This window comes from Candidatus Vallotia laricis, from assembly GCF_020541325.1.
GTDB classification, from domain to species: Bacteria; Pseudomonadota; Gammaproteobacteria; order Burkholderiales; family Burkholderiaceae; genus Mycetohabitans; species Mycetohabitans laricis.
Genome location: NZ_CP047399.1, coordinates 805,690 through 832,294 on the forward strand (window position 1 = coordinate 805,690; position 26,605 = coordinate 832,294).

Consider the following 26,605-nt stretch of genomic DNA (forward strand, 5'->3'; position numbering starts at 1 on the left):
ACCCATAAGAAAGCTAATGTCACTGGGTTTGTCATACTACCTACGCTGTATACGATGCCTCACATATATAGTCATAAAATATTATGGCTAGGATACATGGGGTACAAATACCAAACTGCAATAATATTCAGCGGCGAATCGATTCAACTTGTCCGAGAACTGATATTAGTATATATGCCAGCTAGCCTTATTAAGTCAAGTTTTGACCCTATTTAAAGTTATTCAGTCACGATGCCAATCCACACATTCCAAATGTGTGTCAATAATCCATATTAAGCCACCTCAACATAGTTCATCAAGATTTTAGAGCAGCTTTTTCTCCTAAAATCTAGCACACCGATTACTAATCAGATAATTAGTTTTTATCTTCCCTAACACCGCTCGGTCAGGCTACGTTTAGCTAAATAAATCACACAGATCATAAGCATAGCTGGGCTAGATTATCTTTATTAATAGCGCTCCATAATCTAGGCCATGAATCTCTCTTAGATTGCTTTTTCCGAGGGGGGGGCAAGTAGTGTGCAAGTAGCAACCACATACTTACCACTTAACACAATTAAGGCGTAATTTGGATATATAGTTATATCCATACAATATAAAACCATGAGATAGTATATTTTTTTTACTATTACAAGTGTTATTTTTTTTGGTAAACGTGCAGTGCGTTAACTAGTTCCGGGATAAGCATAAATAAATCGCCCACAAGACCATAGTCGGCAACGTCAAAAATTGGTGCCTCTGGATCTTTGTTGATTGCTACGATAACCTTGCTATCTTTCATTCCAGCTACATGCTGGATCGCACCGGAAATCCCGATAGCGATGTACAATTGTGGCGCAACAATCTTTCCACTTTGTCCAATCTGATAGTCATTGGGCGCGTATCCTTCTTCGACTGCTGCTCGTGAAGCGCCCAGCGCAGCTCCTAGCTTGTCGGCTAGTGGCCCTAGCATATGCGCATAATTCTTTTTGCTGCCCAGCCCTCGTCCGCCCGATACAATTACCCGTGCGCTGGTTAATTCAGGACGATTTAACTTTCTTAGGTTACGGCTTACGAAGCTTACACTAGGTACTGCTGCCGCAGCTTTAATCACTTGTATAGGCGTGCTACCGCCATCGGCAGAAACCGGATTAAATGCCGTGCCTCGTATAGTAATAACCTTAATCGAATCTACTGATTGCACAGTTGCGATAGCATTTCCGGCATAAATCGGTCGCTCGAAAATATCTGTTCTTATTATTGCCGTAATATCACTTATTTGCGCGACGTCTAACTTAGCGGCAAGACGAGGTGCTATATTCTTTCCGTATGTAGTTGCAGGCAGCACGATATGTGTATACTGACGCGCAATCGAGAGCACTGTTGCCTCGATATTCTCCGCCAATCCTTCACACAACTGCGGAGCATCAGCTAGAAGTGTCTTCGCTACCCCAGCTATGTTAGCTACGGTAGCGGCCACAGCTCCTGCCCTATACCCAGCCACTAGTACGTGGACTTCGCCGCCCAATTTCTGGGCGGCCGCTACTGTGTTTAATGTTATGGCCTTGAGAGCTATGTTGTCGTGTTCTGCAATAACTAGTATTGTCACATCTACCTCTTTGCGCATTGAGCATTAGAGTACTTTTGCTTCACTCCTAAGCTTTTCGACCAGTGTAGAGATATCTGGTATTTTTATACCCATACTGCGCTTATGTGGCTCGGCCACTTTTAGTGTTTTAAGACGCGGCTCTACTTTTACCCCTAAGGTTTGCGGTGTTACGCGCTCTAGTGGTTTTTTCTTTGCCTTTATAATGTTGGGCAATGTTATATAACGTGGTTCATTAAGTCGAAGATCGGTGGTTACCACCGCCGGCAGCTTTAATAAGAGCGTCTCCGTTCCGTCGTCTACTTCACGGGTCACCGTAGCAAAACCAGCCTCAACTGTTACCTTCGAAGCAAACGTAGCCTGTGACCATCCAGCTAGCGCAGCTAGCATTTGCCCAGTCTGATTTGAATCATCATCAATTGCTTGTTTTCCAAGGATCACGAGCTGAGGTCGCTCCCGTGTGATAAGCACGTTAAGCAATTTGGCAACCGCCAAAGGCTGCAGCTCCTCCTGGGTTTCGATGAGGATTGCTCGATCTGCACCGATCGCTAGCGCAGTACGTAACGTCTCTTGACATGCGAGCACCCCAGCAGATACAACGACTATTTCCCTAGTCATACCTGATTCTTTTAATCGTACCGCTTCTTCTACGGCAATTTCGTCGAACGGGTTCATCGACATCTTCACGTTTTTTATATCCACGCCCGTGCCGTCCGACTTCACGCGGACTTGAACATTATGGTCAACTACTCTCTTGACAGATACAAGAACTTTCATTTCTACGCTATAAAGATGAAAACGCGGAAGCGTATCAAGGTCACTATAATAACCAACAATTTTTTTAAAGAAGAAAAAGCTAGGGAATAGCCTGTTAGAGCTGCTAGCTTGGCCCAGATTATATAGTTTTAATATGCGCTCATATAGATTTACTGCAAAAAATTGCAGAAATCGTATGAATCCATCCCTGCAGTGCATAGATGTAGTCGCTGCTGCAAGATTAATAAAAGAAGTTTTACTAAAAAATAATCTAACGCTATTAATCTACTAAAAATGCCGTTCCTTTGCTCAGTAATTCGCCTTGACCAGATCTCTAAGCTATAATTTGTTGTGATAAAATGGTTGTGTATTCGGAACATGTATATACAAAATATAGGCATCTTCATCGACAATATTATCTTCTTCAGCTGCAAACTATGCTTTTAAGTAGATTTAGACTATCTATAATTTATGGAATTTTATCTCTCTAGTCTTGATGATGTCTGGTTTCGTAATCGTTTTTAACGATAGCGGCACCGAGGTATTCTTGTCTAGTTTATTCTGCGACGCAAATTTTCTTAAATTAGTAAATACACCCTAAATCATTTAATCTCTTGTTCGAGTAAAAGCTATATCGTTACTAGAACAGTATTTTCTAATTTATCGCTTCGATTCTTAAACCGCGTATCGCAACAAGATGATATAAGCAACTTTTGCATGCAGTTTACTGGCGTCGACTGTGGTAGCCGTTATATCTATAAACTCTCTACTGCGCCCTAACATCGCAGATCGTATAAGAATTTTTTATATTGGTATTGATTTAACATGTGCATGCGACCGCTTTTTTCACAAAATTCACAAAAAGAGTTTTCAAAACTTGTACTGCTTAAGGAATTAATATAGGTAATAATCAACTAATTCTTAATCGCAGACAAGCGCACCATATATTTTAGGAAAATGCCGTTTTATTTTGCGAGAAAGAAGCTTGTATAGCTAAAAAAATATTGATATCGCAATATGGTTATCATTTGTGTAATAGCTCTCTATAAAACTGCATACTTTCTTTTACTATCTCGCTACCGCACACAGCAACTTTTATTAAAAATAGACAGCATCAGTTATGATGTATAGATACTATCTAACCTGCTCGGAGATTTTTGTGTATTAGAGTATCCTGGACTTGTCCAGGATACTCTAATACTTGTGCGCTGCTTTACTTGCTATTCTTGTTATAGATATCTTTTTGATTTACTATCTGATTACTATTTTTTCCATGCCAGTAATTAAGACGTAACTGATTCATGACCCGCTGGACACTATCATTATTACTTATTCTCGCCATCTCTCGTAGCGCAGTAGCGAATGGTTCCGGCCAGATCATTGTTGATAAAACACAACTAGAAACCTCGCCGCTACAAAACAGAACATTTGAAGAAGAAATCGTTCCTCAGCACTATGCGAACCATCCAGGTATTAATGCGTTTATCAACGATATGGTTGCTAAGTATGATTTAGATGCCAAAACGCTAAAAACGTTGTTTAACCAAGCTGCGTATTCGAAAACCGCCATTAAGTTGACGCTTTCTGCTTCAAAGTCAACACTTAAAAGTTGGCAGGCATATCAGGCACGGTTGATTGAACCGCTTAGAATTAATGCAGGCGTGAAGTTCTGGCAACAGAGTAAGGCAGCACTACAACGGGCTAGCAAAGAATTTGGTGTTCCGCCGGAGGTGATTGTTGGTATTATTGGAGTCGAAACATTATATGGTCGGAACATGGGGAACTTCCGTGTATTAGATACACTAACTACCCTTGCATTCGATTATCCGGAAACCCATAATCGTGCTCAACGTATGGCGTTATTCCGAAAGAACCTAGAAGATTTCTTGCTCTGGACCCAGAATGCTGGCATTGAACCAAGGACGGTTCTAGGTTCCTATAGTGGAGCAATTGGCATCCCACAGTTCCTGCCAAGCAGCATCGTTAAATACGCAGTCGACTACAAAGGCAATCATCGTATAGACTTACGCAATAGTCCAGATGATGCGATCGGTAGCGTTGCGAATTATTTAAAGCAGCACGGCTGGAACAGCGGACGACCAGTCGCATGGCGGATTCACGAGGATGCTGGCAGTATCGGTATTGCGCAAGCTGCTACAAATGGGAGTCCGGAGCCTCGCTGGGCGCTCCAAAAACTGTTGCGAGCTGGTATGCTTCTCAATGAAAATAGCGTCGATATAATAAGCGAGGCTAAAACACCCGTAGCCGTAATCGAACTACCTACCCCAGAACAACCTACGCAGTACATACTTGGATTGCGAAATTTTTATGTGCTCACTTATTATAATCACAGCTTCTTTTATGCGCTAGCGGCATATCAACTAGGCGAGCGAGTCAGGGCGCAGATGGAAAAATCTTCGTCTATCCAATAGTAACACCTCTATTAGCATATCCGTCGAACTAACTATACTATGATAGTTAACTATACCAAGAATATATCTCGTTGATAGATATTAATCGTAAATAATAAATAATTCATTATTAACTAGTCCTTCCTTATGGGCGGGGATTCGGACAATACACATTACAGATTGATTAAGCATCGTTTTTTCTATCATGCTAAATTTTCTTAGCTCGTCACTCATATATACTACTTAATAGTATTACTTTAAATTTCTGCTATTCTTACATCTGATTAGATTAGTGTATTTCGAGCATAAACAGTAGGCAAAAATCCCTCTTCTATAATTAGACTGGATTATTTACGTTGGTCGACCGTAGGGCTATATTGCTTATCCCCGCGGTTACTGTTTTAGGTAGAATCAATGGTTAACGTAGTAACTGTACCTTTTATATATGACACGATCTTATTTTGTTCTAGGATACCATTGATAGACCATTGGCATGTACTACTATGGGGTGATAGCGCCGAATCAAAAATCTAGTTTAAGTCTAAATAACTAACTTTACACTCACCTGCTCAGGATTGTTTGCGCAGTACAGTACACTCACCAAGACCATAGATTGCTAATAATGTTTACTAAGCCCGCGTCTACCATCCCTGGGTTGGGTAATATAAGGACTAAGTTGCATAATTAGCATAACGTGTATTCGTACTAGACAAGTTCGAGTATTTGTAGTGTGTAATTGATGGGCTATAATTGCTCTGTACCGTACAAGTATGGTCTGCGAAAAACTAACTACTGTACTATAGTTAGCCGCTTAATGAGGCATTATTCATCAAGGTAATCGACTCAATCCGCTGAGGTACATAAGTTTCCCAGATGCCATAGCTAGAGGGCGCCGCTAATAAAAATAACCTAGCCTGTAGGCCGCAATTCTGATGCGCATATGGTGGTAGATTTTTCACGCAGTGCCGGATTAATATATACATTAGTTCTAATGCGATTTCCCGGGGCTTTTCGGTAATCATAATCTGTGCATTAAGCAGTCATTCTATACCAGCTAAATTTGGAGACTTCTGCATTTTTGTGAGTACTAAAGCATGTGCTGCGTCTATATCATATAATTTAGGCTTATAAGAAACGTCAAGCAGATCGCCAGAATAATATGTCTTAGTAAGTTTGCTAATAACACAGCCCCCCCCCACTTGTTGCGATCGGTCATCTTTATATATATGCTTTGTATTGGCTTATAAACAACTAGTAGCAAGTAAGTGGTGTTTTGTCATCAATGATTAACAGCGAGTGTTAGTTCATTACGGGCTATCTCAACATCACCACCGTTTAGGGCGGCGTTGCACGCGGCATTCCTCGGATTAAAATATAGTGCCCGCTGCAGTGCCTAAGTGCATTATCTAATGAATTACGAAATTTCTTTTCTTGGGGACGGTATGTCTATTGCTTTAATCTATTTCGCCGCCATAATCGCTCTCTGCCATTCTCGTTCGATCTCAAATGATCAATGGCGCTTTTAATGCACTGAATGCGCACACCCGGTGTAATTTCTGGAAAAACCCTTTCAGCCCGATCAAGCAGCCTAGCCTCCTCAAGACATCCCGTCTAAGCTCATGCAACACACGATTTTGCTCGTTCAGCTTAGGTTTTTACACAAGAGTAAATTTTGTTGATGAACATAGATTGCTCGATTCGTCTTGACACGCTGACAAAATAAAGTTCCAAGAGCGAAGTGTAGTGCAGTTATCTCCGGATTTAGTTTTGCTACCTCGACAAATATATCGATTACTTGATTCGGTTGTTTACTAATTAAGAAATTTAAACCATGAAAGTAAGAGTTGGAAGTTTTTTGCTCTTAAATAAAAAATATTTCAGGTTATAGTAAAGACCAGCTCAGCCCGCAAACCATAGAAAAGATCAGCAGCTATTAGAAAGCAAGATATATGAATATGCTTTGTTAAGCATATGCGTGCTAGGTTTATTAGATGATCTTAGTATCGGTAGCTTCTCAATAGTTACCGATACTAGCTATTTATCTTTAATCTGCGCCTAAACCTCAAGTATTCAGCTATAGCTAAAAACCACTAGTAGCACTAATATTTGCCAAGCAAGAATACCAACTAAAAGGTAGAGACTCAATCGATAGAGGTACCACCATGATCAATAAGGTGTGCTATAAACTAACTAAGAATTTAGTATTAAAAGTTGTATAGTAACTAGCCGCTAGCATTAAAAATAGGAATTTAATAAAGAGGGTAAATTATACAATCAGTCTCATAAATAATTTTATTCACAGTAACCATTACAGTGAATTATTGGCGTATGAAATAATATTTTATATTTATGAATTAATTGAGTTAGCTGTAGAAAAAAGTCTATTTTATAATAAAAACGCTTACGCTGCTTATTGATTAATGCCCTTAAAGCGATATATGTTGAGCTATATCTAGTTATAATAATGTTACTAACCTCGTTAATGTCAGCAAAAACGTCGCATGATACTTAAGTTACTAATGTAACTAGCTTTTTTTACATATCGCCTGATAAATTATTGCCACCAGTTTTTATAGACGACTGACCTGTTTTTTTGTTAATCCGATTGCGTAATTCTTTGCCCGGCTTAAAATGAGGTACCCATGTCGCTAGGATCTGAACCTGCTTACCAGACTTTGGATTTCGTCCGACCCGAGCCATACGATAATTTAGTACAAATCTACCAAAGCCTCGTATCTCGATACGATGATTGGTGGAAAGCGCATCGGACATCGCTCCAAGCATTATCTTGACCGCACGATTTGCATCTCTTAAGACAAGCTGGGGAAATCGTAGCGCTAATTGAGCGACCAACTCTGATTTGGTCATGCTGCTTTACTGGTTTTGTTGACCGTCTAACTTGGCCTTGAGCAACGCACCAAAATTGGTTGTACCACTAGCGGCCACGCTACTATCAACTTGCAAGCCACGCATTGCCTGCTGTTGCTCTGGAGAATCTTTTACTTTCATTGATAGATGGATTCCACGTGACTTACGATCAATATTAATAATCATTGCGTTAACTTTGTCACCTTTCTGGAGCATATTACGCGCATTCTCTACACGGTCTTGCGCTATTTCTGACAACCGTAAATAACCCTCGACTTCAGCGCTCAACTGAATCACAACTCCTTTTGGATCAATAATTTTAACAGTACCATTGACTATAGAGCCCTTATCATTTAAGGCAACGAAGTTATTAAATGGATCGCCCTCTAATTGCTTAATGCCTAGCGAGATGCGCTCCTTCTCGACATCGATACCAAGCACTACAGCCTCAATTTCATCCCCCTTCTTATATTTTCTAACTGCCTCTTCACCAGATTCGCTCCACGATAAATCTGATAAGTGTACGAGGCCATCAATCCCCCCCGGCAGTCCAATAAACACACCAAAATCAGTAATTGATCTAATTGCGCCAGAAATCTTATCGCCTTTCTTAAAGTTTCGACTAAAATCATCCCAGGGGTTTGGTTTACATTGCTTCATGCCGAGACTAATACGTCGTCGAGCTTCATCAATCTCCAGCACCATAACCTCAACTTCGTCGCTAAGCTGTACTACTTTGCTTGGTGCCACATTCTTATTAGTCCAGTCCATCTCAGATACATGTACTAGACCTTCTATACCCGACTCAACCTCGACGAATGCACCGTAGTCGGTAATATTTGTGACCTTACCAAATAGTCTTGTACCTGACGGATAGCGACGAGAAATACCTTCCCAGGGATCATCGCCGAGTTGTTTAATGCCAAGCGAAACACGATTTTTATCTTGATCAAACTTTAAAATCTTTGCAGTTACTTCTTGGCCCACAGAGAGCACTTCACTCGGGTGACGTACACGACGCCACGCGATATCGGTAATATGTAGCAAGCCGTCGATACCACCGAGATCAACAAATGCGCCGTAATCAGTGATATTTTTCACGATGCCATTGAGGATTGCGCCTTCCATTAATGTCTCGAGGAGCTTCGCACGCTCTTCGCCTTGCGTGGCTTCAATAACCGCACGTCGTGACAGCACGACGTTATTGCGTTTACGATCCAGCTTTATCACGCGAAACTCGAGTGTTTTACCTTCATACGGAGTCGTGTCTTTTACCGGGCGGGTGTCAACTAGAGATCCAGGTAAGAACGCACGAATGCCATTGACCATTACAGTCATTCCGCCTTTAACTTTACTAGTGACCGTACCGGTCACTAGCTCATTGTTATCTAGTGCTTTTTCAAGCGAAAGCCACGAAGCAAGACGCTTAGCTTTATCACGTGATAGAACCGTATCGCCATAACCATTCTCAAGAGCATCAATCGCGACTGATACAAAATCACCTTCTTGAACCTCAATTTCACCCTGATCGTTTAAAAACTCTTCGATCGGAATGTAAGCTTCAGACTTTAAACCAGCGTTAACGACTACGAAATTATGGTCAACACGCACAACCTCAGCAGAGATTACTTCGCCTGCACGCATGTCCTGACGGGTTAACGACTCCTCAAAGAGAGCCGCAAAAGATTCGATATTCGGATTAGAAGTTTGCAGGTCAGACATAAAATCGAATGGCGCATAGTTAGGCTCGGCTTTATAATCGCCGGCGGCCACATGCGGAGTTAAAGGTTAAAAACACATTCCTTATTACTAGGGAACACTTACAGTACCACTCTACTATATCCACATTAGGCGTTGTAAAGCCGATGAAGAATTACTGCCAAGGTAGGGGCTCAAGATGACAAACGCGAAACTCCTATATCTAGGAGACTTTTTAATCAAAATTAACTTTTACAACACTGGTATGCGACTCGATTTTCTGATACCAAACCACTATACGATTAACCGCTTCGCCAATTGATAACATCGACGTGTCGAGCAGACGTGCATCTAGTGCTGGCTTTAACGGCGCACTCGTCCGATTTGAATCGCTGGAATCACGCTCAATTAAGTCACATAGAATTTTCTCAATTTTAGCAGGAAATCCTTTCTGTATCAATTGTTTATAACGTCTTTGTGCGCGATCCTCTGCGCTTGCCGTTAGAAATATTTTTAATACTGCATCGGTAAAAATTACCGTACCCATATCACGACCGTCTGCGACTAAACCAGGTGGTTTTCGAAAGGCGTATTGTCGGGATAGAAGCGCGCTGCGTACCGGTGCATGAACCGCAATCGCAGAAGCCATCCTGCCAACAGACTCATGCCGAATACTGGTTGAAACATCCACCCCATTTAATTGCACGCAGCCCCCCGCACAAAAGAAATTAAGATTATTAATTAATGATACAAGCGCACTGACGTTGTTTTTATCTATTTGATGCTGTTTTGCTGCTAGTCCTGCTAATCGGTATAGAGCACCGCTATCTAGCAAATGAAATCCAAAGTGCGACGCTACAAGTCGAGCAACCGTACCCTTACCTGATGCGGTTGGTCCATCAATCGCAATAACTGGAACGTATTCATGAAATAAATTCTTGAATTTCATTACTCCATATAAAGAGAAAATACGTTAAACAATTTACGGACTGGCCGTATAGAGCATAGAGTTCCACTTAAGAATATGATATTGCGGATAATCTGCCTAAAAACGTTTTCCATGCATGATTGATTAGCATCGCGAAAAGTAGTTGTAGAGATTATTGACTAAGCATTACCGATGCAATACTCATCTAGTACATCTAGTACGCGTTTATTAGTGTCTAATGGTAGCCACACAGTGAGCACCTACTACTATAACTACTCATGTAGAGATTCGTGGTTATCTATGGGATCTATACTAAAATAGTATCACTTGTTTAATGAGAGCGAGATTCCCGGCACTTATTTAGTTACTGTAGACTACAGACTACACAGATGATTTATGCTACGGCGTAGCGATTAGCTACCTTACACTACGGGGATATAGATAAGATATTGTTAATGTTTTTAAGTAGGCAAATTCTTGATTATCGAGACCTTCTTAAACCGATTATCTAGCGGCGGCACACTACTTGAAATACCCTTAGGGTTTAAAATGCGCCAGTCTAAGTGCATACATATGGGATCTTAAGATCTACTAAATAGTATCGAATATTCCCTTATATCGTGAGACACGAAAATATCAGTACGTATTAATAGGCACAGTTTTAAAGCATTGATCTAAAGATAACGATACATCATAGTCAATCATTCAAGCATTGATTTATGTCTTGCACTCGATTCTATACCCGAGTGCAAGACGCGTTATGTGCTAGTTCTAATGGTATCAAGAAAAACTATTTTGTAAATTTTAACTTAGTCGATAAACTTACGGGGAAGTAGGCTTTAATAGTCAGCTTATGCTGATAGCAATTATCCAGTAAGATAAGTAACATTTAATTCAAGCATTGATACTAGCTTATAAGCTAAGTTGGTTTATCTTCATTGGCACCTAACTTTAGATATGTCAATCTAGTTATTAATTTTTGACCGTATATCTTAACGGCGTGAACGAAGCCTTATCAAAATTTAATATTTATACCCAGAATTATTTCCTCAAATAAATAAAATTATTACGTTGAGAAAAATAAAAAACATATCCAACGTTGCTCACAATTATTAGCCTACTTCTACGACACCGCTACGTAAAGCTATAAAATAGCTGGATTGTACACATACACAGTTACTACTTTAGTTTAAGTAAAGCCATTTCTTTGTTAGCCTGATCCCTAGTTACTTTGATCGATATAGGCATGTACTTTTGCATCAGACCGCTTACTAAATCACGACTAACCTGATCCTGAACTGTAATAAATCTGCGACCAGTTGGGGTTTTATAAAACGCTATTAAATCTTTTATTTCCGATACTGAGTAGTACTTTGAATACACTTCATATTGTGCGCGCATTGCGGCTTGTCGGAATTGCTCACTTTTGAATACTGCGCCAGCAGATTCTAAAAGTTTAGGAACAGCAGTCTTTTGCAGAATAGGCACCGCAGATTGCTTTTGTTTGTCGTTCAGCGATTTGCTTTCAGTTAAGGCATTGGACAAAATTACTGGAACTAGTTGCTTGGCTTGCATTTGAGCGCTATTAGCAATAGCTCCAATTAGCTTAGGGACATCGATCATATCAAGCAGATCTTTAATGGCGGCTTTTTTAGCTAAATCAACTGGCATTACAGTAGGTAATAAATCTCCTGCTTTTTCCTGGGCAGGAAGCGTCTGTGCTATCGCTAGCGTCGACACGATGGAGGCCAGAAATATCCACCGCTTAAATTGTTTTTTCATCACGACTCCTATCAAAAGTTGTTTTATCAACCTAGCGCCTACTTAGTAATCATACTCGATCGTTACATCTATCTGACAGCTATTAGTAAGTGCTACTATTACGATTTATATCGGACGCGACCTCAGAACTAGGGCTCGATGCTATTTTCTATGTCAGTCTCAGCTATTTGCTGCAAGCCCGATAGCTTGGTACCCCTGTCAAGGGTAATTAGTGTAACACCTTGCGTTGCACGGCTCATCTCTCGAATTTCAGTAACACGTGTACGGATCATTACACCAGCAGTCGTAATTAATATGATCTCACTGTCTGGCTCAACTAATGTCGCGGCAACTACACTGCCGTTTCGCTCCGAGGTCTGAATTGCAATCATACCCTTTGTACCACGCCCATGTCTTGTATACTCAGAGATTGGTGTGCGCTTACCGTAACCGTTCTCGGTCGCAGTTAGTACTGATTGTGACTCGCCACCAGCCACTAGTAACGCGATTACCTGCTGACTATTTTCGAGTTGCATTCCACGCACCCCGCGTGCTTCCCGGCCCATTGGCCGTACATCGTTCTCCTCGAATCGTACCGCCTTGCCAGCGTCGGAGAACAGCATTACATCATGCTGTCCATTAGTAATCTGCGCACCGATCAGAAAATCTCCATCGTCAAGCCCTACTGCAATGATACCCTTCTTAAGCGGCCGAGAAAATGCCTCAAGCGGCGTTTTCTTTACTATTCCAAGGGATGTAGCTAGGAATACGAACTTGTCAGCAGAAAATTCCTTAACCGGTAGTGCTACATTAATCTTTTCGCCTTCCTGTAGCGGAAACATATTTACGATTGGTCGTCCTCGGGAGTTTCTTGAGCCTCGCGGTACCTCATAGACTTTAATCCAATAAACACGTCCGTGATTTGAGAAGCATAAAATATGGTCATGCGTGTTTGCAATAAATAGTGTCTCGGCCCAATCATCGTCTTTCATTACAATAGCCTGCTTTCCACGTCCACCGCGCTTTTGCGCATCGTACTCAGATAGCGGCTGCGATTTAATGTAGCCAGCGTGCGACATCGTAACAACCATATCTTGCGGCACAATCAGATCCTCAGTGCTAAGATCGGTAGTATTCAACGCAATCTGCGAGCGCCTCCCGTTTCCAAATTCCGCCTTGATTGCAACTAGCTCATCAGAGATGATCGCTCGGATCCGTTCAGGTTTAGATAGAATATTCAGAAGATCCGAAATCTTTGTAGTAACCGTATAATATTCTGTAGTAATTTTATCTTTTTCTAGGCCCGTTAATCTTTGCAATCGCATCTGTAGGGTTTCCTGCACCTGTATATCCGAGAGCTTGTAAAGTCCCTGGGATTGCATACCAAAAATGGGTGCTAACCCATCGGGACGGAACGCATCGAGCCCACCCGGGGTTTCACTTTGGGTGCGCGAAAGCATGTCCCGCACTAGCCCCGAGTCCCATCCACGCATCATTAAATCTCGCCTTGCAATTGGTGGTGTCGAAGCGGCTCGGATAATCTCAATAAACTTATCGATATTTGAAAGTGCAACCGCGAGGCCTTCCAGAACATGACTTCGCTCGCGAGCTCGACGTAAATCGTAAAAAGCGCGGCGTGTAACAACCTCACGCCGGTGTGATAAAAAGCACTCCAGTAGCTCGCGTAAATTTAATAGCTTCGGTTGCCCATTGATCAGTGCAACCATATTCATACCAAAAGTATCCTGCAGCTGCGTATTCTTATATAAATTATTAAGCACAACCTCCGGAACTTCACTACGCTTAAGTTCAATCACCACACGCATACCACTTTTGTCAGATTCATCACGGATATCGGATATACCATCAATCTTCTTCTCGTTGACTAATTCAGCAATGCGCTCAAGCAGGGAACGTTTGTTTACCTGATATGGTAATTCGTCAACGACGATCGCTATACGCTGCCCGCGCTCGATTTCCTCGAAATGAATCTTAGCGCGTATTATAATTCGGCCGCGGCCGAAGCTATATCCATCGCGCACACCTTGCACGCCGTATATCACCCCCCCCGTTGGGAAATCTGGTGCAGGAAGGAGTTCAATCAGCTCATGGATTGACGCCTGTGGATGGTTTAGCAGGTATTGGCATACGTCAACAACTTCATTCAAATTATGTGGGGGGATATTCGTTGCCATACCGACTGCAATACCAGACGATCCGTTGATTAACAGATTCGGGATTCTCGACGGCAGCACCTGCGGTTGAGTCTCGCTGCCATCATAGTTCCACTCAAAGTCAACGGTATCCTTATCGATGTCGGTTAATAGCTCATGACCAATTTTTGCGAGCCTAATCTCAGTGTAGCGCATTGCCGCAGCGTTATCGCCATCGACCGAGCCGAAGTTTCCCTGTCCGTCTACTAGCATATAGCGTAGCGAAAAATCCTGAGCCATGCGGACGATGGTCTCATAAACTGCGCTATCGCCATGGGGGTGGTACTTACCAATTACATCTCCGACGATCCGGGCAGATTTCTTGTATGTTCGATTCCAGTCATTGCCGAGCTCATACATCGCATAAAGCACGCGGCGATGCACTGGTTTGAGTCCATCTCGAGCATCGGGCAGTGCACGACCTACTATTACGCTCATTGCATAATCGAGGTAAGAACGGCGCATTTCCTCTTCGAGAGAAATGGGTAGGGTCTCTTTGGCGAATTGATCCATTTATAGCGTCTTTGACGAACTCCAGCGGTCCGAGACTAAGCTGCGGGGGGGGGTAGCGTACAAGCTATACTGTACCTAGTAGTAGATAACTCGCACTATCTAATATTATAATGTTAGCATGCATCTGGAACAGCACTACACACTAGGGAGTGACGTCGGCAACAGTTATGATGCATGAGCTTAAAGGTTATAATCTCTCTGCTCTCAGCCAGTACTATTTTAGTAACTGTTGCGATCTAACTACAAGTTCCTGATGAAGATTTAGAAAAAAGTAGAAATTTATTATCGCAATAGAACTAGTATGGCAAAATATAGTGGTGCAGTTAGTCATGCCACAATACTAAGTCTCAGATAATTTCTATCTTGCTATTTGTTAATAGGTTCGCAGTAAACTGCGACAGCATCAATCTCGAGAGGAAAAGTATGCACAAGCTTTTAAAGCTCGTATTCATTGCATCTACTACGGCTATAACTACATTCGCATCAGCGGACCCGTCACTAGCTTCACAACAGATTTCTAGTGACAACTGGGTGGGCAGTACTAGAGAATGCATTTGGATGAACGGCGACGGTGAGCTTTGTTGGCGCAATACTTTTTGGACTCCTACCACCACGAATGCAGAGTGCGGCAGCGAACTGATGGATCAAACACAAGAGTTATCAAAGCCCTTGCCGCTTACACCAACTCCGGTTGCGACCAGACAGAAAGTTACCTATCAGGCAAATATACTATTTGACTTCGATAAAACTGAACTTCTTGCTGGGAAAAAAGAACTTGACGAGTTAACCTTAAAGATTCAAGGTTTAAATCCCGAAGAAGTTTTAGCCTTAGGCTATACAGATAAGATCGGTTCAGATAAGTATAATGAACGTCTATCACTGCGCCGCGCACAGGCCGTAAAACGGTATTTGATTAGCAAGGGTATCCCAGCTGATAGCATTTATACGGAAGGTCAGGGTAATCGCAAACCTTTAGTAACAGCCTGCCCTAAAAAGAATTTTAAAGAGTTAATGGCGTGCCTAGCTCCAAACCGTAGGGTGGAGATAGAGGTCATTACCACTACGAGACAGCCTCAAAATGAGTTAACTTCTTCGCAGACGCAATAAATAACCAAGGATAAGTCGAGTTTTTCGTACTTTGATAAGTATTTATCTATATATTATGCTTGATGCCAGTTACAGTATTATTCCTATAATTTTACCGCTTTTACTGGCGTTCATGATTCTTTTTACGTATTTCTTGCTATCTATGATTAACGTTGATTTATATAGACTCAAATGAGCCATTTCTCTCATCAGTGGTGGGATCTAATAGCTGAATCTAGAGACCTCTTCACGATATAAGTCCACGACGGTTGTCCAGCTCGACTTGCATGCTTATTTACCTAATAAACAAGCGCTCAAAGTTATCTGTGGCGTAAATAACTTATCTAAGTTATTTACGCCACAGATAACAATGTATCCGCTAAAGAATTTATTTATGTAAGCTAATATTTAGCGTTGTTGACCCTTAGGATAGAGAATAGTATTTCAAATGTTGAGCATAAAAATATCTACAGAAAGTTTTTTCTGATCTGAACTATGTAATACATAGTAAATTACTTAAGAAATGTTAAAACGCGTTGGTTAATTATCGCGTATGCGTATGCTCACAATTGGTAAAGTCAGCTGGTTAGGTGTTATTCTTAACGCACGACCACAACCTAAAACTTTATTTATATTCGGTAGTAGACGCCGAGTACGTGATAAAAATCATACTAGAGGTAAACTAATAATTATTCACGCTTTACTAAGCTATGGAGACTTTCAGGCTTACTCGAAAGTCTAGATTATTTGTTCAGAAATTCACAGAATAACCTATTGCCCCAAACCACTTTAACTAATATTTCACTCTAGTTGAGATTATTCAGCGTTTCGTGTTCACTCATAAACCCATATAAACTATATGCTTACACAGCGACAATCCACCTACATACCAGCATAGCTGTGTCACAGGAAAATCTGCATACTAGACAATTTACATCAGCACCACCAGACTTCCTGCACAACGATCTATACTAGATTGGGATAACTTGTTCGTATCATGCAGAGTAGCTATCAAGCCGACTATCGGTATCAGCCACTCATCTCATAAATACATACTTCACTGAAAAAGTACTGAAGCTCGGTATGTTGCCTCATGCTATTTGGGTAAGTAATACAAGCGTAGTATGTGAAGCTAGATTCCTTATTTAGATATTAATAAATTGACTGTGTTTATGGCTTATAAGATAATGAACGTATTCTTTATGGGGCCGACCTGGTTTCGACGTGGGTAGCAAAGCAATTTAGGGCATACCGAGGACCCGTTATCTCGTAAATCAATGGGACTTAAGTAACTGCGAACGACGAAACGTACGCACTAGCCGCTTAATAACGGCTAGCCTCGCACTAGCTCTCTGACGAGCTAGGGTTGCAAAACCACGCAGAGGTCATTTACGTCAGATAATCTACAGCGGAGTTACGGTGCTGTAGCCGAAAATATAGTAACTCGCCGCAGCGAAGCGTGTTTGTCCGCGTTAATGCGGCTAAAATTAAAAGACATAACTAAGTATGTAGAACTAGTTGTAAAGTGCTTGCGGACGCGGGTTCAATTCCCGCCGGCTCCACCAATACTTGCTAATCTGGATTCTTATCTACTGATCCTACACTTGTGGTGCTTACATAAATAGTGAATAGGGTTTTCAGATACTAACTCCATAGGTACGCTCCTCTATTTCCAAGAAATCTCCAGAAATTCTAGAAAAATTTCTCGTTTAATTAACTAAATAATTAACTCATTAGGCTAATATTCTTTAAGAAGAAGGTCTGAGTTTGTTTTAAGAAAATATAAATAGAGCCTTATAAGAAAGAATATTTATTATGAATTTTAATTATTAGCCTCTATACAACGCTCATCCACTATCTTTATAAACATCGTTAGAAAACTATGAAATTTTTTATAAACATAATACGTCTAGCTAGACTGATCTCGTATATCTAGTCATAGTCACATATAATTGTTGTTTACACTGACCATAGATAAGCATACTCGGTCCGCATGCTAAATGCGCTATCCGGGGAGCTATGATCTGTGCTCTGCTGACTTGCAATGCTATTTTAGAACTTATTTAACATATCAGAATACTTAAATATAAGTTACATTATCAATGTACAGTGTTAGCACTGTTATTAGATCGCTTAATATACAAAATCGGGCGTCATTTAATTTCCGGTTCCTAAAATAGAGATTGCTGGCATAAAGCCGACTACAGCTAAGTTTATACAAGTCAGACTTTGTAGTACGGATATCAATCGGTATCATTTCCGTCAATCTCGCTAACATTATACTGTTTATGAATAGATCTAAAGCTTCATCACAAAGAATCGCTTGACCGCAAGATGTACAACTTTGCCAGTTAGTGCAGACAACGTGAATCACTAGATCGGGTAACGCCTAATCTGACGATGCGCCACTATAGCAACCAAAATTGATAAGCCCAGGTAAATTGTCACTACGAGCGCAGACTCGGTCGAAAGCTTGAAGTATCTTCTTCTAAAAGTGCAAGTATACGTACTCGGTTATGAAATAGATATCCTATAAAGGATTAGTCAACTATTAGTGCACAACATCTCGCGTATTGTTGCGCTATGCTTACCATGCATATTTAGAAAGCATAATGACTATGCTATAGCTGCTGATAATTTCACGCTTAGATTAGGGCAGACCGAACCGGTGCATCTTAGTGCCGATCATGTATATGATCGGCTACTCTAGCATAAGATAGTCTTTCACATTTTTTTAACTAAAATTTTCATCAAATACAACAATACTTGCAGTTACTTCTAATTTATACTGACATATAGCAAGTAATTCCTGTAACTACTGTTTTTTGTAACTACTGTTTAGATATCTGCTACCTAATTATGCGCTAATTATTATTTTAGGTACTAATATTTTAGCTGCGACGGTATGCTAAGCCTGGTAGTTTATATTATCCAGATAAACTGTGGCGCTTATAGGAATTAGCCTGCTGTGATGCACATATCGTATACTAATCGCGTACGTATAACCTGTAGATGTAATGAGCTTGATTTTAGATGAACTAGTTGACCCAAATAATATGTGGCGGGTTTTATATATGCATCTTGATAAGGTTGAGAACATAAATAACCGAAGTAAGTGCCCGCCACTTGCATATGCAAATGTCCCTTAAAGGGACTGTAGCGTGGGCCTAGCACAGCTGATCAAGCATAGACCAACAATATTCGTTAATCTTGAGGGGGGGGCGAAGATTTTTTTGTTAATTCCTGTCTTTACTCAATTAAGCTTCGTGTTCTAAATTAAACAGCTCATTTTATTTAACTCTATAAATCTACTAATCTTTGTTTGTGTAGGTTATTTATTAATAATCCTGGTATATCTAACAATAAAACACTGAGTGTTAACATGATGTGAATCACAAAGCATATCTGTTATTAACAGAACACTATAGCATGGATATTATCCTAATATAGTATAAACTATGCTCATATCTCACTATAGTACTTATAAGCCCTACGGTTAGGGCTATCGAATATTGCTGCAATATATTAACGATCGCGATCTGAGCGGGCTGTCGCATAGATAGTATCGGTGGCGTTCGATGTATTGAAAGCAAAAGAGAACTTATCTTGATCAGCTAATGTTATATATTTTCCTAAGCCTTATTTAATTACCGCATACAAAACCAGCAATTATGTATGCTATAAAAGCGAGGAGCAATATCTTAGAATTGGTTAAGACAATACTATCCCAGCTACTGGGACAAGTACTACACCACTAGTTTTTGTCAACAATAAGCGGAATTGAGTCAAAAAAATTTATTTTAAATTAATCCAGTATATGGTAAGTAGGTATTGTCAATGCGTTACACGTCCACATAGAATCAGTCTATATAATCGCGGTATCGTACTAGAAAGCATACTGAGAAGCAGTGGGCACATCTCTAGAGCAGTATTTTCGGACTTATGATTTATTATGGAAGCAATGCGGTCTACATCCCATGGTATGACTCTCACCCAGCACTTAATCGAAGAGCAGCGTAAACACAACAATAACAATATCACGGCCAATCTTCGGCTGTTGATTGAAGTTATCTCACGTGCTTGTAGACTTATTAGCTATCACGTTAGCAGAGGTGCACTAGGTGAAGCATACGGAAGCTCTAATAAAAAAAATATTCAGGGAGAGATACAAAAGAAAGTTGATATCCTAGCTAATAGCATCCTTCTTGAGGCTAATGAATGGGGCGGAAATCTCTCTGCGATGGCATCAGAGGAAATGGAAGATATTCATCTAATCCCTGATTGTTTTCCGAAAGGGGATTATCTATTACTATTTGATCCTCTTGACGGCTCATCTAATATCGATGTAAACGTTTCAGTCGGGACAATATTTTCAGTCCTTCCATATTTAGAGGGCAACATTCCAACTGAAACATCATTTCTGCAAAAAGGCTCTCATCAGGTGGCGGCCGGCTATTTCGTATATGGGCCACAAATCTCGCTCGTTCTCACCACAGGCTACGGCGTTAACTGTTTTACTCTCGATCGAGAGCTCGGCTCGTGGATATTAACACATCGCAATCTACGCATTCCACCCGACACGCTCGAGTATGCGATCAATACATCAAACCAGCGACACTGGTATGCACCAGTGCAGCGTTATATTAAGGAACTAATAGAGGGAGAAGACGCTGCCCGTAAGGCAGACTTTAATATGCGCTGGATCGCATCAATGGTTTCAGACGTGCATCGTATTTTACACCGCGGTGGTATTTTCATGTATCCGGCCGATAAGCGTACGCCAAATAAACCTGGGAAGCTTCGACTTATGTATGAGGCAAATCCGATGGCGTTTATCGTCGAACAAGCAGGCGGCGCTGCGACTAACGGAAAAAATAGGATTCTAGATATCCAGCCCCAAAGTCTTCACGAGCGCGTCGCTGTATTTCTTGGTTCCAAGAATGAGGTCGACCGTGTGACACGGTACCATCTTGAGGGCTAGGTATACCATAGAATATCTAGCTTTCTCCTAGAGCTGAGCACCATTCAAGGTGTAGTAAAGCTATAAAGCTCCCTAATATAGGAGGTTGTTACTCTTCTCATTCATTCTTATAATTCGTCTCTATTGCCGGTGTAGCTCAGTTGGTAGAGCAGCGCATTCGTAATGCGAAGGTCGGAAGTTCGAGTCTTCTCTCCGGCACCACACATTCAATTTTGTAAATATAAATTTGTGAATTTTTTGTTTACAACTTTTTATTATGTGCTTTACACTACTTTCTCAATAAAGCTTAGGGAAAATACCAGCCAATACATAGGCGTTATCATTGAATATGAGCGCATTATTTCTTTTATATCACAATCACATCTAAGTAGCAGAGCGTATACTTTTTTTAAAAGTAAGTAGCCTCAATTAATAGCTTAAAACCTCAGAAAAATCATATTAGCTACTGCAACAACATTAGTATAAAAGCATAAACTCCATACATCATATTACAAAACTCTTAGATTTAGTATGAGGGGTGATGTGATATGGCGTCTTACTTGTCGCGGCTCGCAAGGTATCAACCCAGTGAGCAGCGTTTAAGCCATATGTTTTTTCTATTACTTTTGCGCGATCTATTAGCAAGCTCCAGTCAACAGACAGCGTAGGTCCGGAAAAAGCTAGAACAACACGATTCCCTTCGTATAATTCAGGCAATGCCACCACTCGTGCATTAAATATTATACGTAAATGTCGAATATTTCTCGAAAAGCTTTGATATCCTCCGAATAGGTTTACTATCAAAATAGCTTGGTTTTCAAGACACGCAAAGCACCCACGATAAAAAGCGATAGAATCAAGTGCTGGACCGCAGCCGTTCTGATTATATAGATCAATTTGCATTACGCCGATGGTACCATGGTTCATTTGATCGTTTACAAAATCCCATGCATCGGTCTGAAGAACACGTAAGTGTAAATCATCAGGTGGCAATTCAAACATACGGCGTGCCGCAACAATTACTTGTGGATTTAATTCCACGGCATCAATATGTGATCTTGGAAAATGTCGATAGCAAAACTTGGTCAAAGTTCCTGCTCCTAGGCCTAATTGTACAATACGCTTAGGTGGCACAAGAAAGAGAAGCCATGCCATCATCTGTCGGACGTATTCAAATTCAATATCGAATGGATTTTTCAGGCGCATTGCGCCCTGAACTAATTTAGTACCAAAGTGCAGGTATCGAACTCCACCTTCTTCAGAAAATGTTACTGGTTTCACATGGGCTTGATAAGATACTTCGGAGAGCGGCTTACTCTTGTACCGTACTATTTTTTTATGTTTACAACATTCTTTGCGGCGTGTATGTACGTGTAGTCTCCGAGACAACTGTTTATCGCTTTGCATACGAGTGCTTGCACCAATGTATACGTATACTTACTAAAGAATTTCATAACAGACAATCTTATATATCTAGCATACGTATTTGCTGTGAGCAATTTTTTAGCTAACTCTAGAGTCGAATGGGTTTAGTCATTAGAGAACCATTGCTTAAATAACGGAAGCATATTCTTACTTAAAAAAGATGGGCATAAACCAGCACTAATCACATCTATACTAACTAGCTGTCTTGCCGCTGAACTAAGATTTCCCGCGATAAAGGTATATATATTTTAAATATCTCCACAGATAATTTAACTCTATAGTAATTAAATATTATGAATATAGTGCATACACTAGCCTATGAGCTTTGGGCTCGTCTGGTACTAACTATAAAAACTAATTCCCCAGGTCACAACTAATTCTGGGGATCCGCTTAGTTCTAAAAGCAGTATTCTAGAAGAAAATTACCTAATGTTAGAATACTCGTATTAAATCTACCTGCCATTAAAAAACTTTGAAAACCATCTAGTTAATATAACGTACAAAAAATATTTACCCATTTCATCAGCCAATAAGGCAGGTAATAGCGAACAGCTTTGCTATAACTGTATCTTACTAGCCCTAAGTCTAAGCAAGCTAGTGTAGCAGATAGGATCTATTTAGATACTTAACTAGCACGTATTTTCGGTCTTCTATAAATTTAGTAACTTGCATAACCTACTCACTAAGCTCGATAAATAGTATTTAAGCGAGCTAAAACGTATTACTTAATTTTGGCGCGATTATACTATTGACCGCTTACTCGTTAGTGGTCTCTGACTAAATATACCGCTCACTTACTGGATATTAATAACATATTAGTGCGCTTAACAAAACTTGCTGGGTCATCAAGTGCCCCCCCCTCCGCGAGCAGCGCCTGATCAAATAGCAAATGACACCAGTCAGTAAAGTTTTCGATTTCTGGTGATAGCTGGTTAATCAGCGCATGTTCTGGGTTTATCTCAAGTATCGGATGAAAATCTGGTGCTTTCTGTCCAGATGCTTTCAATAGTCGCTGTAAGTAGCCGCTTATTTCCCCTTCATCGGCCACCAAACAACTTGGCGACTCGGTTAAGCGGAAAGTAAGACGTACATCCTTAGCTTTTTTCTTTAGTATATCTTTCATACTATCGATTAACGGCTTTAGATCTTCACGAATTTTTTCCTGGGAATTTTTTTCCTCGTTATAGACTGAACCTAGATCTAAATCGCCCCGGGCAACGCTAGCCAATGGCTTACCGTCGAATTCACGTAAGAATGACATCATCCATTCGTCGACGCGATCACTCAATAAGAGCACTTCGATGTCTTTTTTGATGAACACCTCTAAGTGCGGACTATTGCGAGCTCCTTGCCAACTATCGGCTGTGACATAATATATCTTTGACTGTTCGGGTTGCATCCGTGCGATATAATCATCTAGCGATACATTCTGCTCCGCACTGTCGGCTCTCGTTGACGCAAAGCGAAACAACTTAGCGATCCGCTCTCGGTTCGAGAGGTCTTCGCCAAGGCCCTCTTTGAATACCTGACCAAATTCACCCCAAAATTTTGTGTATTTTTGCCCATCAGCAGCATCACTAGCCAGATCTTCAAGCATTGACAGTACCCGCTTAGTTACGCCATCGCGGATCGTCTTTACATCACGGCTTTCCTGAAGAATCTCTCGCGATATGTTCAAAGGTAAATCGTTTGAATCGACCACACCTCTAATAAAGCGTAGATAATTAGGTAGCAATTGCTCGGCCTCATCCATGATAAATACGCGCTTTACATATAGCTTTAAGCCTCCACGATTGCTACGATTCCACATATCAAATGGAGCGTGGGCAGGCACATATAGCAACTGGATATACTCGCTGCGTCCTTCAACGCGGTTATGCGTCCATGCAAGTGGTGCTTCATGATCGTGAGATAAATGCTCGTAGAAGTTCTTGTATTGCTCATCGCTAATTTGGTTTTTAGCACGAGTCCAGATTGCACAAGCCTGATTAATAGTCTCATCCTCATCCTTAACAACTATTTCACTTTTCTTGGCATCCCACTCCTCTTTTTTCATTAGGATAGGTAAATCAATATGATCTGAGTACTTCTGTATGATAGTTTTAAGACGGTGAAAAGATAGAAACTCATCCGCGTCATCGCGTAAATGTAGCGTAATCGATGTACCGCGCTGGATACGATCTATGCTCTCGACGCTAAATTCTCCATCTCCAGTGCTTTCCCAGCGTACGCCGCGGTCAGCAGACAAACCAGCACGGCGCGATTCCACAGTAATTCGGTCAGCGACAATAAAGCCAGAATAGAAGCCAACACCAAACTGTCCGATTAGTGCCGCGTCTTTTTGTTGATCGCCGGACAGCTTAGAAAAGAATTCCTTGGTTCCAGAGCGTGCGATCGTACCTAAGTGTAAAACCGCTTCGTCACGACTCATGCCAATTCCATTGTCATCTACAATGATTATTCGTGTAGCTTTGTCGTACGAAATCCGGATATATAGATCCGGATCATCCTCGTATAGCCCGGTTTCGACAATTGCTTCGAAACGTAACTTGTCCGCTGCATCGGACGCATTTGAAATTAGCTCGCGCAGGAAAATTTCTTTATTGCTATACAAAGAGTGAATCATTAGTTGCAGAAGCTGCTTGACTTCCGCCTGGAAGCTCATGATTTCTTGTGCCATATTTCGAATTCTTTCAACAAGTTGATATCAATGGACGCGAGGCTAGGTTTACTTGTATTCCCGATAATTAAGATAATTCACGAGGAATTCAAGACTTTCCCGAGCATTTACATAATGTACTCTCATAGTTATCTTAATACACTATATCAAAGCATAGCAGACTTATATATGCTGGTTAAAATTGCCATGTTGAGTGTTCCTAAAAACGCTATGCTGCACTTGACTATAGGCAACTAGAAGCGCGGCACGAATTTCGATAACCCTAGACGAGCAAGCGCTTTAGTATTAAAAATCGCACTTAGTATCTGAAGAGACAAGCTTAATGTCAAAGGAAAACACATCATATCACCAGTGCATTCCTGTTGTACCATAGCTATGGTAGTGTTTCGTGACATTTCTATTAATAAGATGCAGTGCGACACGACGACATACAGTTTTCCGGGTGTTAACTAACGGGAATATTAGAATATATGATAAAAACTAGTCTAGTTAGTAACAGTATTCAGTGCAATGCTAATAATGATTTAGATTCTTATCTATAACATATACTCTAAATAAGTTATGTATTAGGGGTTACATTGTTCTATACGAATTAGCATACTCATTAAGTAACTTCGTTCGCCTAAATTAATAATATAATTAAGCTTATAGCCAAAATGTTCTTTGGCCTAATTCAGATCTAGATCACGAATCTAGTCTATTAGATTTCTATCTTAGGGGAAGTCCTTATGTTGAATGTATATGATCAGCTAAAAAAGCTGAATATAAAGCTGCCGGCGGCTAGCGCACCAGCATCTGCTTATGTTATGAGTGCGCAGGTGGGAAAAACTATATTTTTATCGGGTCATATCGCCCAAAAAAACGGAAAAATTTGGAGTGGTAAGCTTGGTGACACGATTAGTACCGAAGAAGGGCGATGGGCGGCTCGCAGCATTGCTATCGATTTGATTGCGACGCTACATGCTCACTTAGATGATCTAAACCGAGTTCAGCGTATTGTTAAGGTTATGAGTTTAGTTAATTCGACACCAGACTTTGTAGAACAGCACTTGGTAACTAACGAAGCATCGGAATTGTTCATAGCAGTATTTGGTGAGCGAGGTAAGCATGCTCGCTCAGCGTTCGGCGTTACGCAGATTCCGTTAGGTGCTTGTATGGAAATAGAACTTATCGCTATAGCTGAATAATAGTATCTATATCCCTGCCCGAGAATATGTATATATACTTATTATCTTCACTTGAAGCTCTTCACAATAACGCGCCGATTTGAGTGCGTCACTTATGTAATAAGGTAATGCCATAAATTTTAGGGAAAGAAAATTTAAAAGCATAGTCCGTTTCGTTTATCTTCAAACAGATTCCCAGTGGACCTGCGATGGCGTTTCTGAGTGCGTAATTAAACGCTAGGCGCTGTAACTCAAGAACGTGCTTAACCATTCCCAGCCATTTAAGGGTATGGTTATAATTTAGCAAAATTAGAGATATTTCAGCGATAACTTTCATGGCAGATTATATACGTTACGCTCTTTATATCTAGCGACCATCCGGTATCCAAGATAATTAAATCACTTACCGAAAACTAGATCGGTAGCATACAAAAAGTATTTACTACTATCTAAGTAATTATTCATAGTCTATTGCAAATAGTTATAAGATCACCAGCTAAATAATAGCTATATTTATTCGATTGCAGTCCTCGAATTTTCGGTGCCTCTAGTTTA

Annotated in this window: 14 protein-coding genes, 1 tRNA gene and 1 other RNA gene; 6 read left to right on the top strand and 10 right to left on the bottom strand. The window is 40.7% G+C overall.

Features of this window, described 5'->3' with window-relative positions; genetic code table 11:
* Nucleotides 1-637: 637 nt before the first annotated feature.
* Nucleotides 638-1,588 carry an electron transfer flavoprotein subunit alpha/FixB family protein gene (locus GKR41_RS03065; protein ID WP_226809710.1) on the bottom strand — a complete coding sequence of 317 codons (951 nt, stop codon included), beginning with the start codon at nucleotides 1,586-1,588 and terminating at the stop codon, nucleotides 638-640.
* A gap of 24 nt (nucleotides 1,589-1,612) precedes the next feature.
* Nucleotides 1,613-2,362, bottom strand: a complete 750-nt coding sequence (locus GKR41_RS03070; protein ID WP_226809711.1) for an electron transfer flavoprotein subunit beta/FixA family protein — start codon at nucleotides 2,360-2,362, stop codon at nucleotides 1,613-1,615.
* A 1,280-nt stretch (nucleotides 2,363-3,642) separates the two neighbouring features.
* Between GKR41_RS03070 and mltB the strand changes: the two genes are divergently transcribed.
* Nucleotides 3,643-4,773, top strand: a complete 1,131-nt coding sequence (gene mltB, locus GKR41_RS03075) for a lytic murein transglycosylase B (RefSeq protein ID WP_226809712.1) — start codon at nucleotides 3,643-3,645, stop codon at nucleotides 4,771-4,773.
* A gap of 782 nt (nucleotides 4,774-5,555) precedes the next feature.
* Here mltB and GKR41_RS03080 read toward each other — a convergent pair.
* The 6 genes from GKR41_RS03080 to gyrA form a co-directional block, all read right to left on the bottom strand.
* Complete coding sequence (locus GKR41_RS03080; protein ID WP_226809713.1) at nucleotides 5,556-5,774, bottom strand: hypothetical protein; 219 nt, start codon at nucleotides 5,772-5,774, stop codon at nucleotides 5,556-5,558.
* 1,513 nt (nucleotides 5,775-7,287) lie between these two features.
* A complete protein-coding gene (locus GKR41_RS03085; RefSeq protein WP_226809714.1) occupies nucleotides 7,288-7,620 on the bottom strand; it encodes an integration host factor subunit beta in 333 nt (110 codons plus the stop codon).
* 6 nt (nucleotides 7,621-7,626) lie between these two features.
* On the bottom strand, nucleotides 7,627-9,342 hold the full coding sequence (gene rpsA / locus GKR41_RS03090; RefSeq protein ID WP_226809715.1) for a 30S ribosomal protein S1: 1,716 nt from the start codon (nucleotides 9,340-9,342) through the stop codon (nucleotides 7,627-7,629).
* A 211-nt stretch (nucleotides 9,343-9,553) separates the two neighbouring features.
* Nucleotides 9,554-10,267: a (d)CMP kinase gene (gene cmk / locus GKR41_RS03095; protein ID WP_226809716.1), complete on the bottom strand. Its 714-nt coding sequence runs from the start codon at nucleotides 10,265-10,267 to the stop codon at nucleotides 9,554-9,556.
* 1,158 nt (nucleotides 10,268-11,425) lie between these two features.
* On the bottom strand, nucleotides 11,426-12,028 hold the full coding sequence (locus GKR41_RS03100; protein WP_226809717.1) for a DUF2059 domain-containing protein: 603 nt from the start codon (nucleotides 12,026-12,028) through the stop codon (nucleotides 11,426-11,428).
* Nucleotides 12,029-12,156: 128 nt separating this feature from the next.
* A complete protein-coding gene (gene gyrA / locus GKR41_RS03105) occupies nucleotides 12,157-14,733 on the bottom strand; it encodes a DNA gyrase subunit A (protein ID WP_226809718.1) in 2,577 nt (858 codons plus the stop codon).
* A gap of 423 nt (nucleotides 14,734-15,156) precedes the next feature.
* Between gyrA and GKR41_RS03110 the strand changes: the two genes are divergently transcribed.
* From GKR41_RS03110 to GKR41_RS03125, 4 genes are all read left to right on the top strand, one after another.
* The gene (locus GKR41_RS03110; protein ID WP_226809719.1) at nucleotides 15,157-15,840 is read left to right on the top strand and encodes an OmpA family protein; all 684 of its coding nucleotides are present in this window, start codon (nucleotides 15,157-15,159) and stop codon (nucleotides 15,838-15,840) included.
* Nucleotides 15,841-17,023: 1,183 nt separating this feature from the next.
* Nucleotides 17,024-17,384, top strand: a transfer-messenger RNA (tmRNA) gene (ssrA, locus tag GKR41_RS03115).
* A gap of 2,396 nt (nucleotides 17,385-19,780) precedes the next feature.
* Nucleotides 19,781-20,800, top strand: coding sequence for a class 1 fructose-bisphosphatase (locus tag GKR41_RS03120; protein WP_420885673.1), 1,020 nt, complete (start codon nucleotides 19,781-19,783; stop codon nucleotides 20,798-20,800).
* Nucleotides 20,801-20,925: 125 nt separating this feature from the next.
* Nucleotides 20,926-21,001 (top strand) — tRNA-Thr (locus GKR41_RS03125).
* A gap of 282 nt (nucleotides 21,002-21,283) precedes the next feature.
* Here GKR41_RS03125 and GKR41_RS03130 read toward each other — a convergent pair.
* Nucleotides 21,284-22,186: a class I SAM-dependent methyltransferase gene (locus GKR41_RS03130; RefSeq protein ID WP_226809721.1), complete on the bottom strand. Its 903-nt coding sequence runs from the start codon at nucleotides 22,184-22,186 to the stop codon at nucleotides 21,284-21,286.
* An 808-nt stretch (nucleotides 22,187-22,994) separates the two neighbouring features.
* Nucleotides 22,995-24,884, bottom strand: coding sequence for a molecular chaperone HtpG (gene htpG, locus GKR41_RS03135; protein WP_226809722.1), 1,890 nt, complete (start codon nucleotides 24,882-24,884; stop codon nucleotides 22,995-22,997).
* A 728-nt stretch (nucleotides 24,885-25,612) separates the two neighbouring features.
* Between htpG and GKR41_RS03140 the strand changes: the two genes are divergently transcribed.
* Nucleotides 25,613-26,071: a RidA family protein gene (locus GKR41_RS03140; RefSeq protein ID WP_226809723.1), complete on the top strand. Its 459-nt coding sequence runs from the start codon at nucleotides 25,613-25,615 to the stop codon at nucleotides 26,069-26,071.
* Nucleotides 26,072-26,605 lie beyond the last annotated feature (534 nt).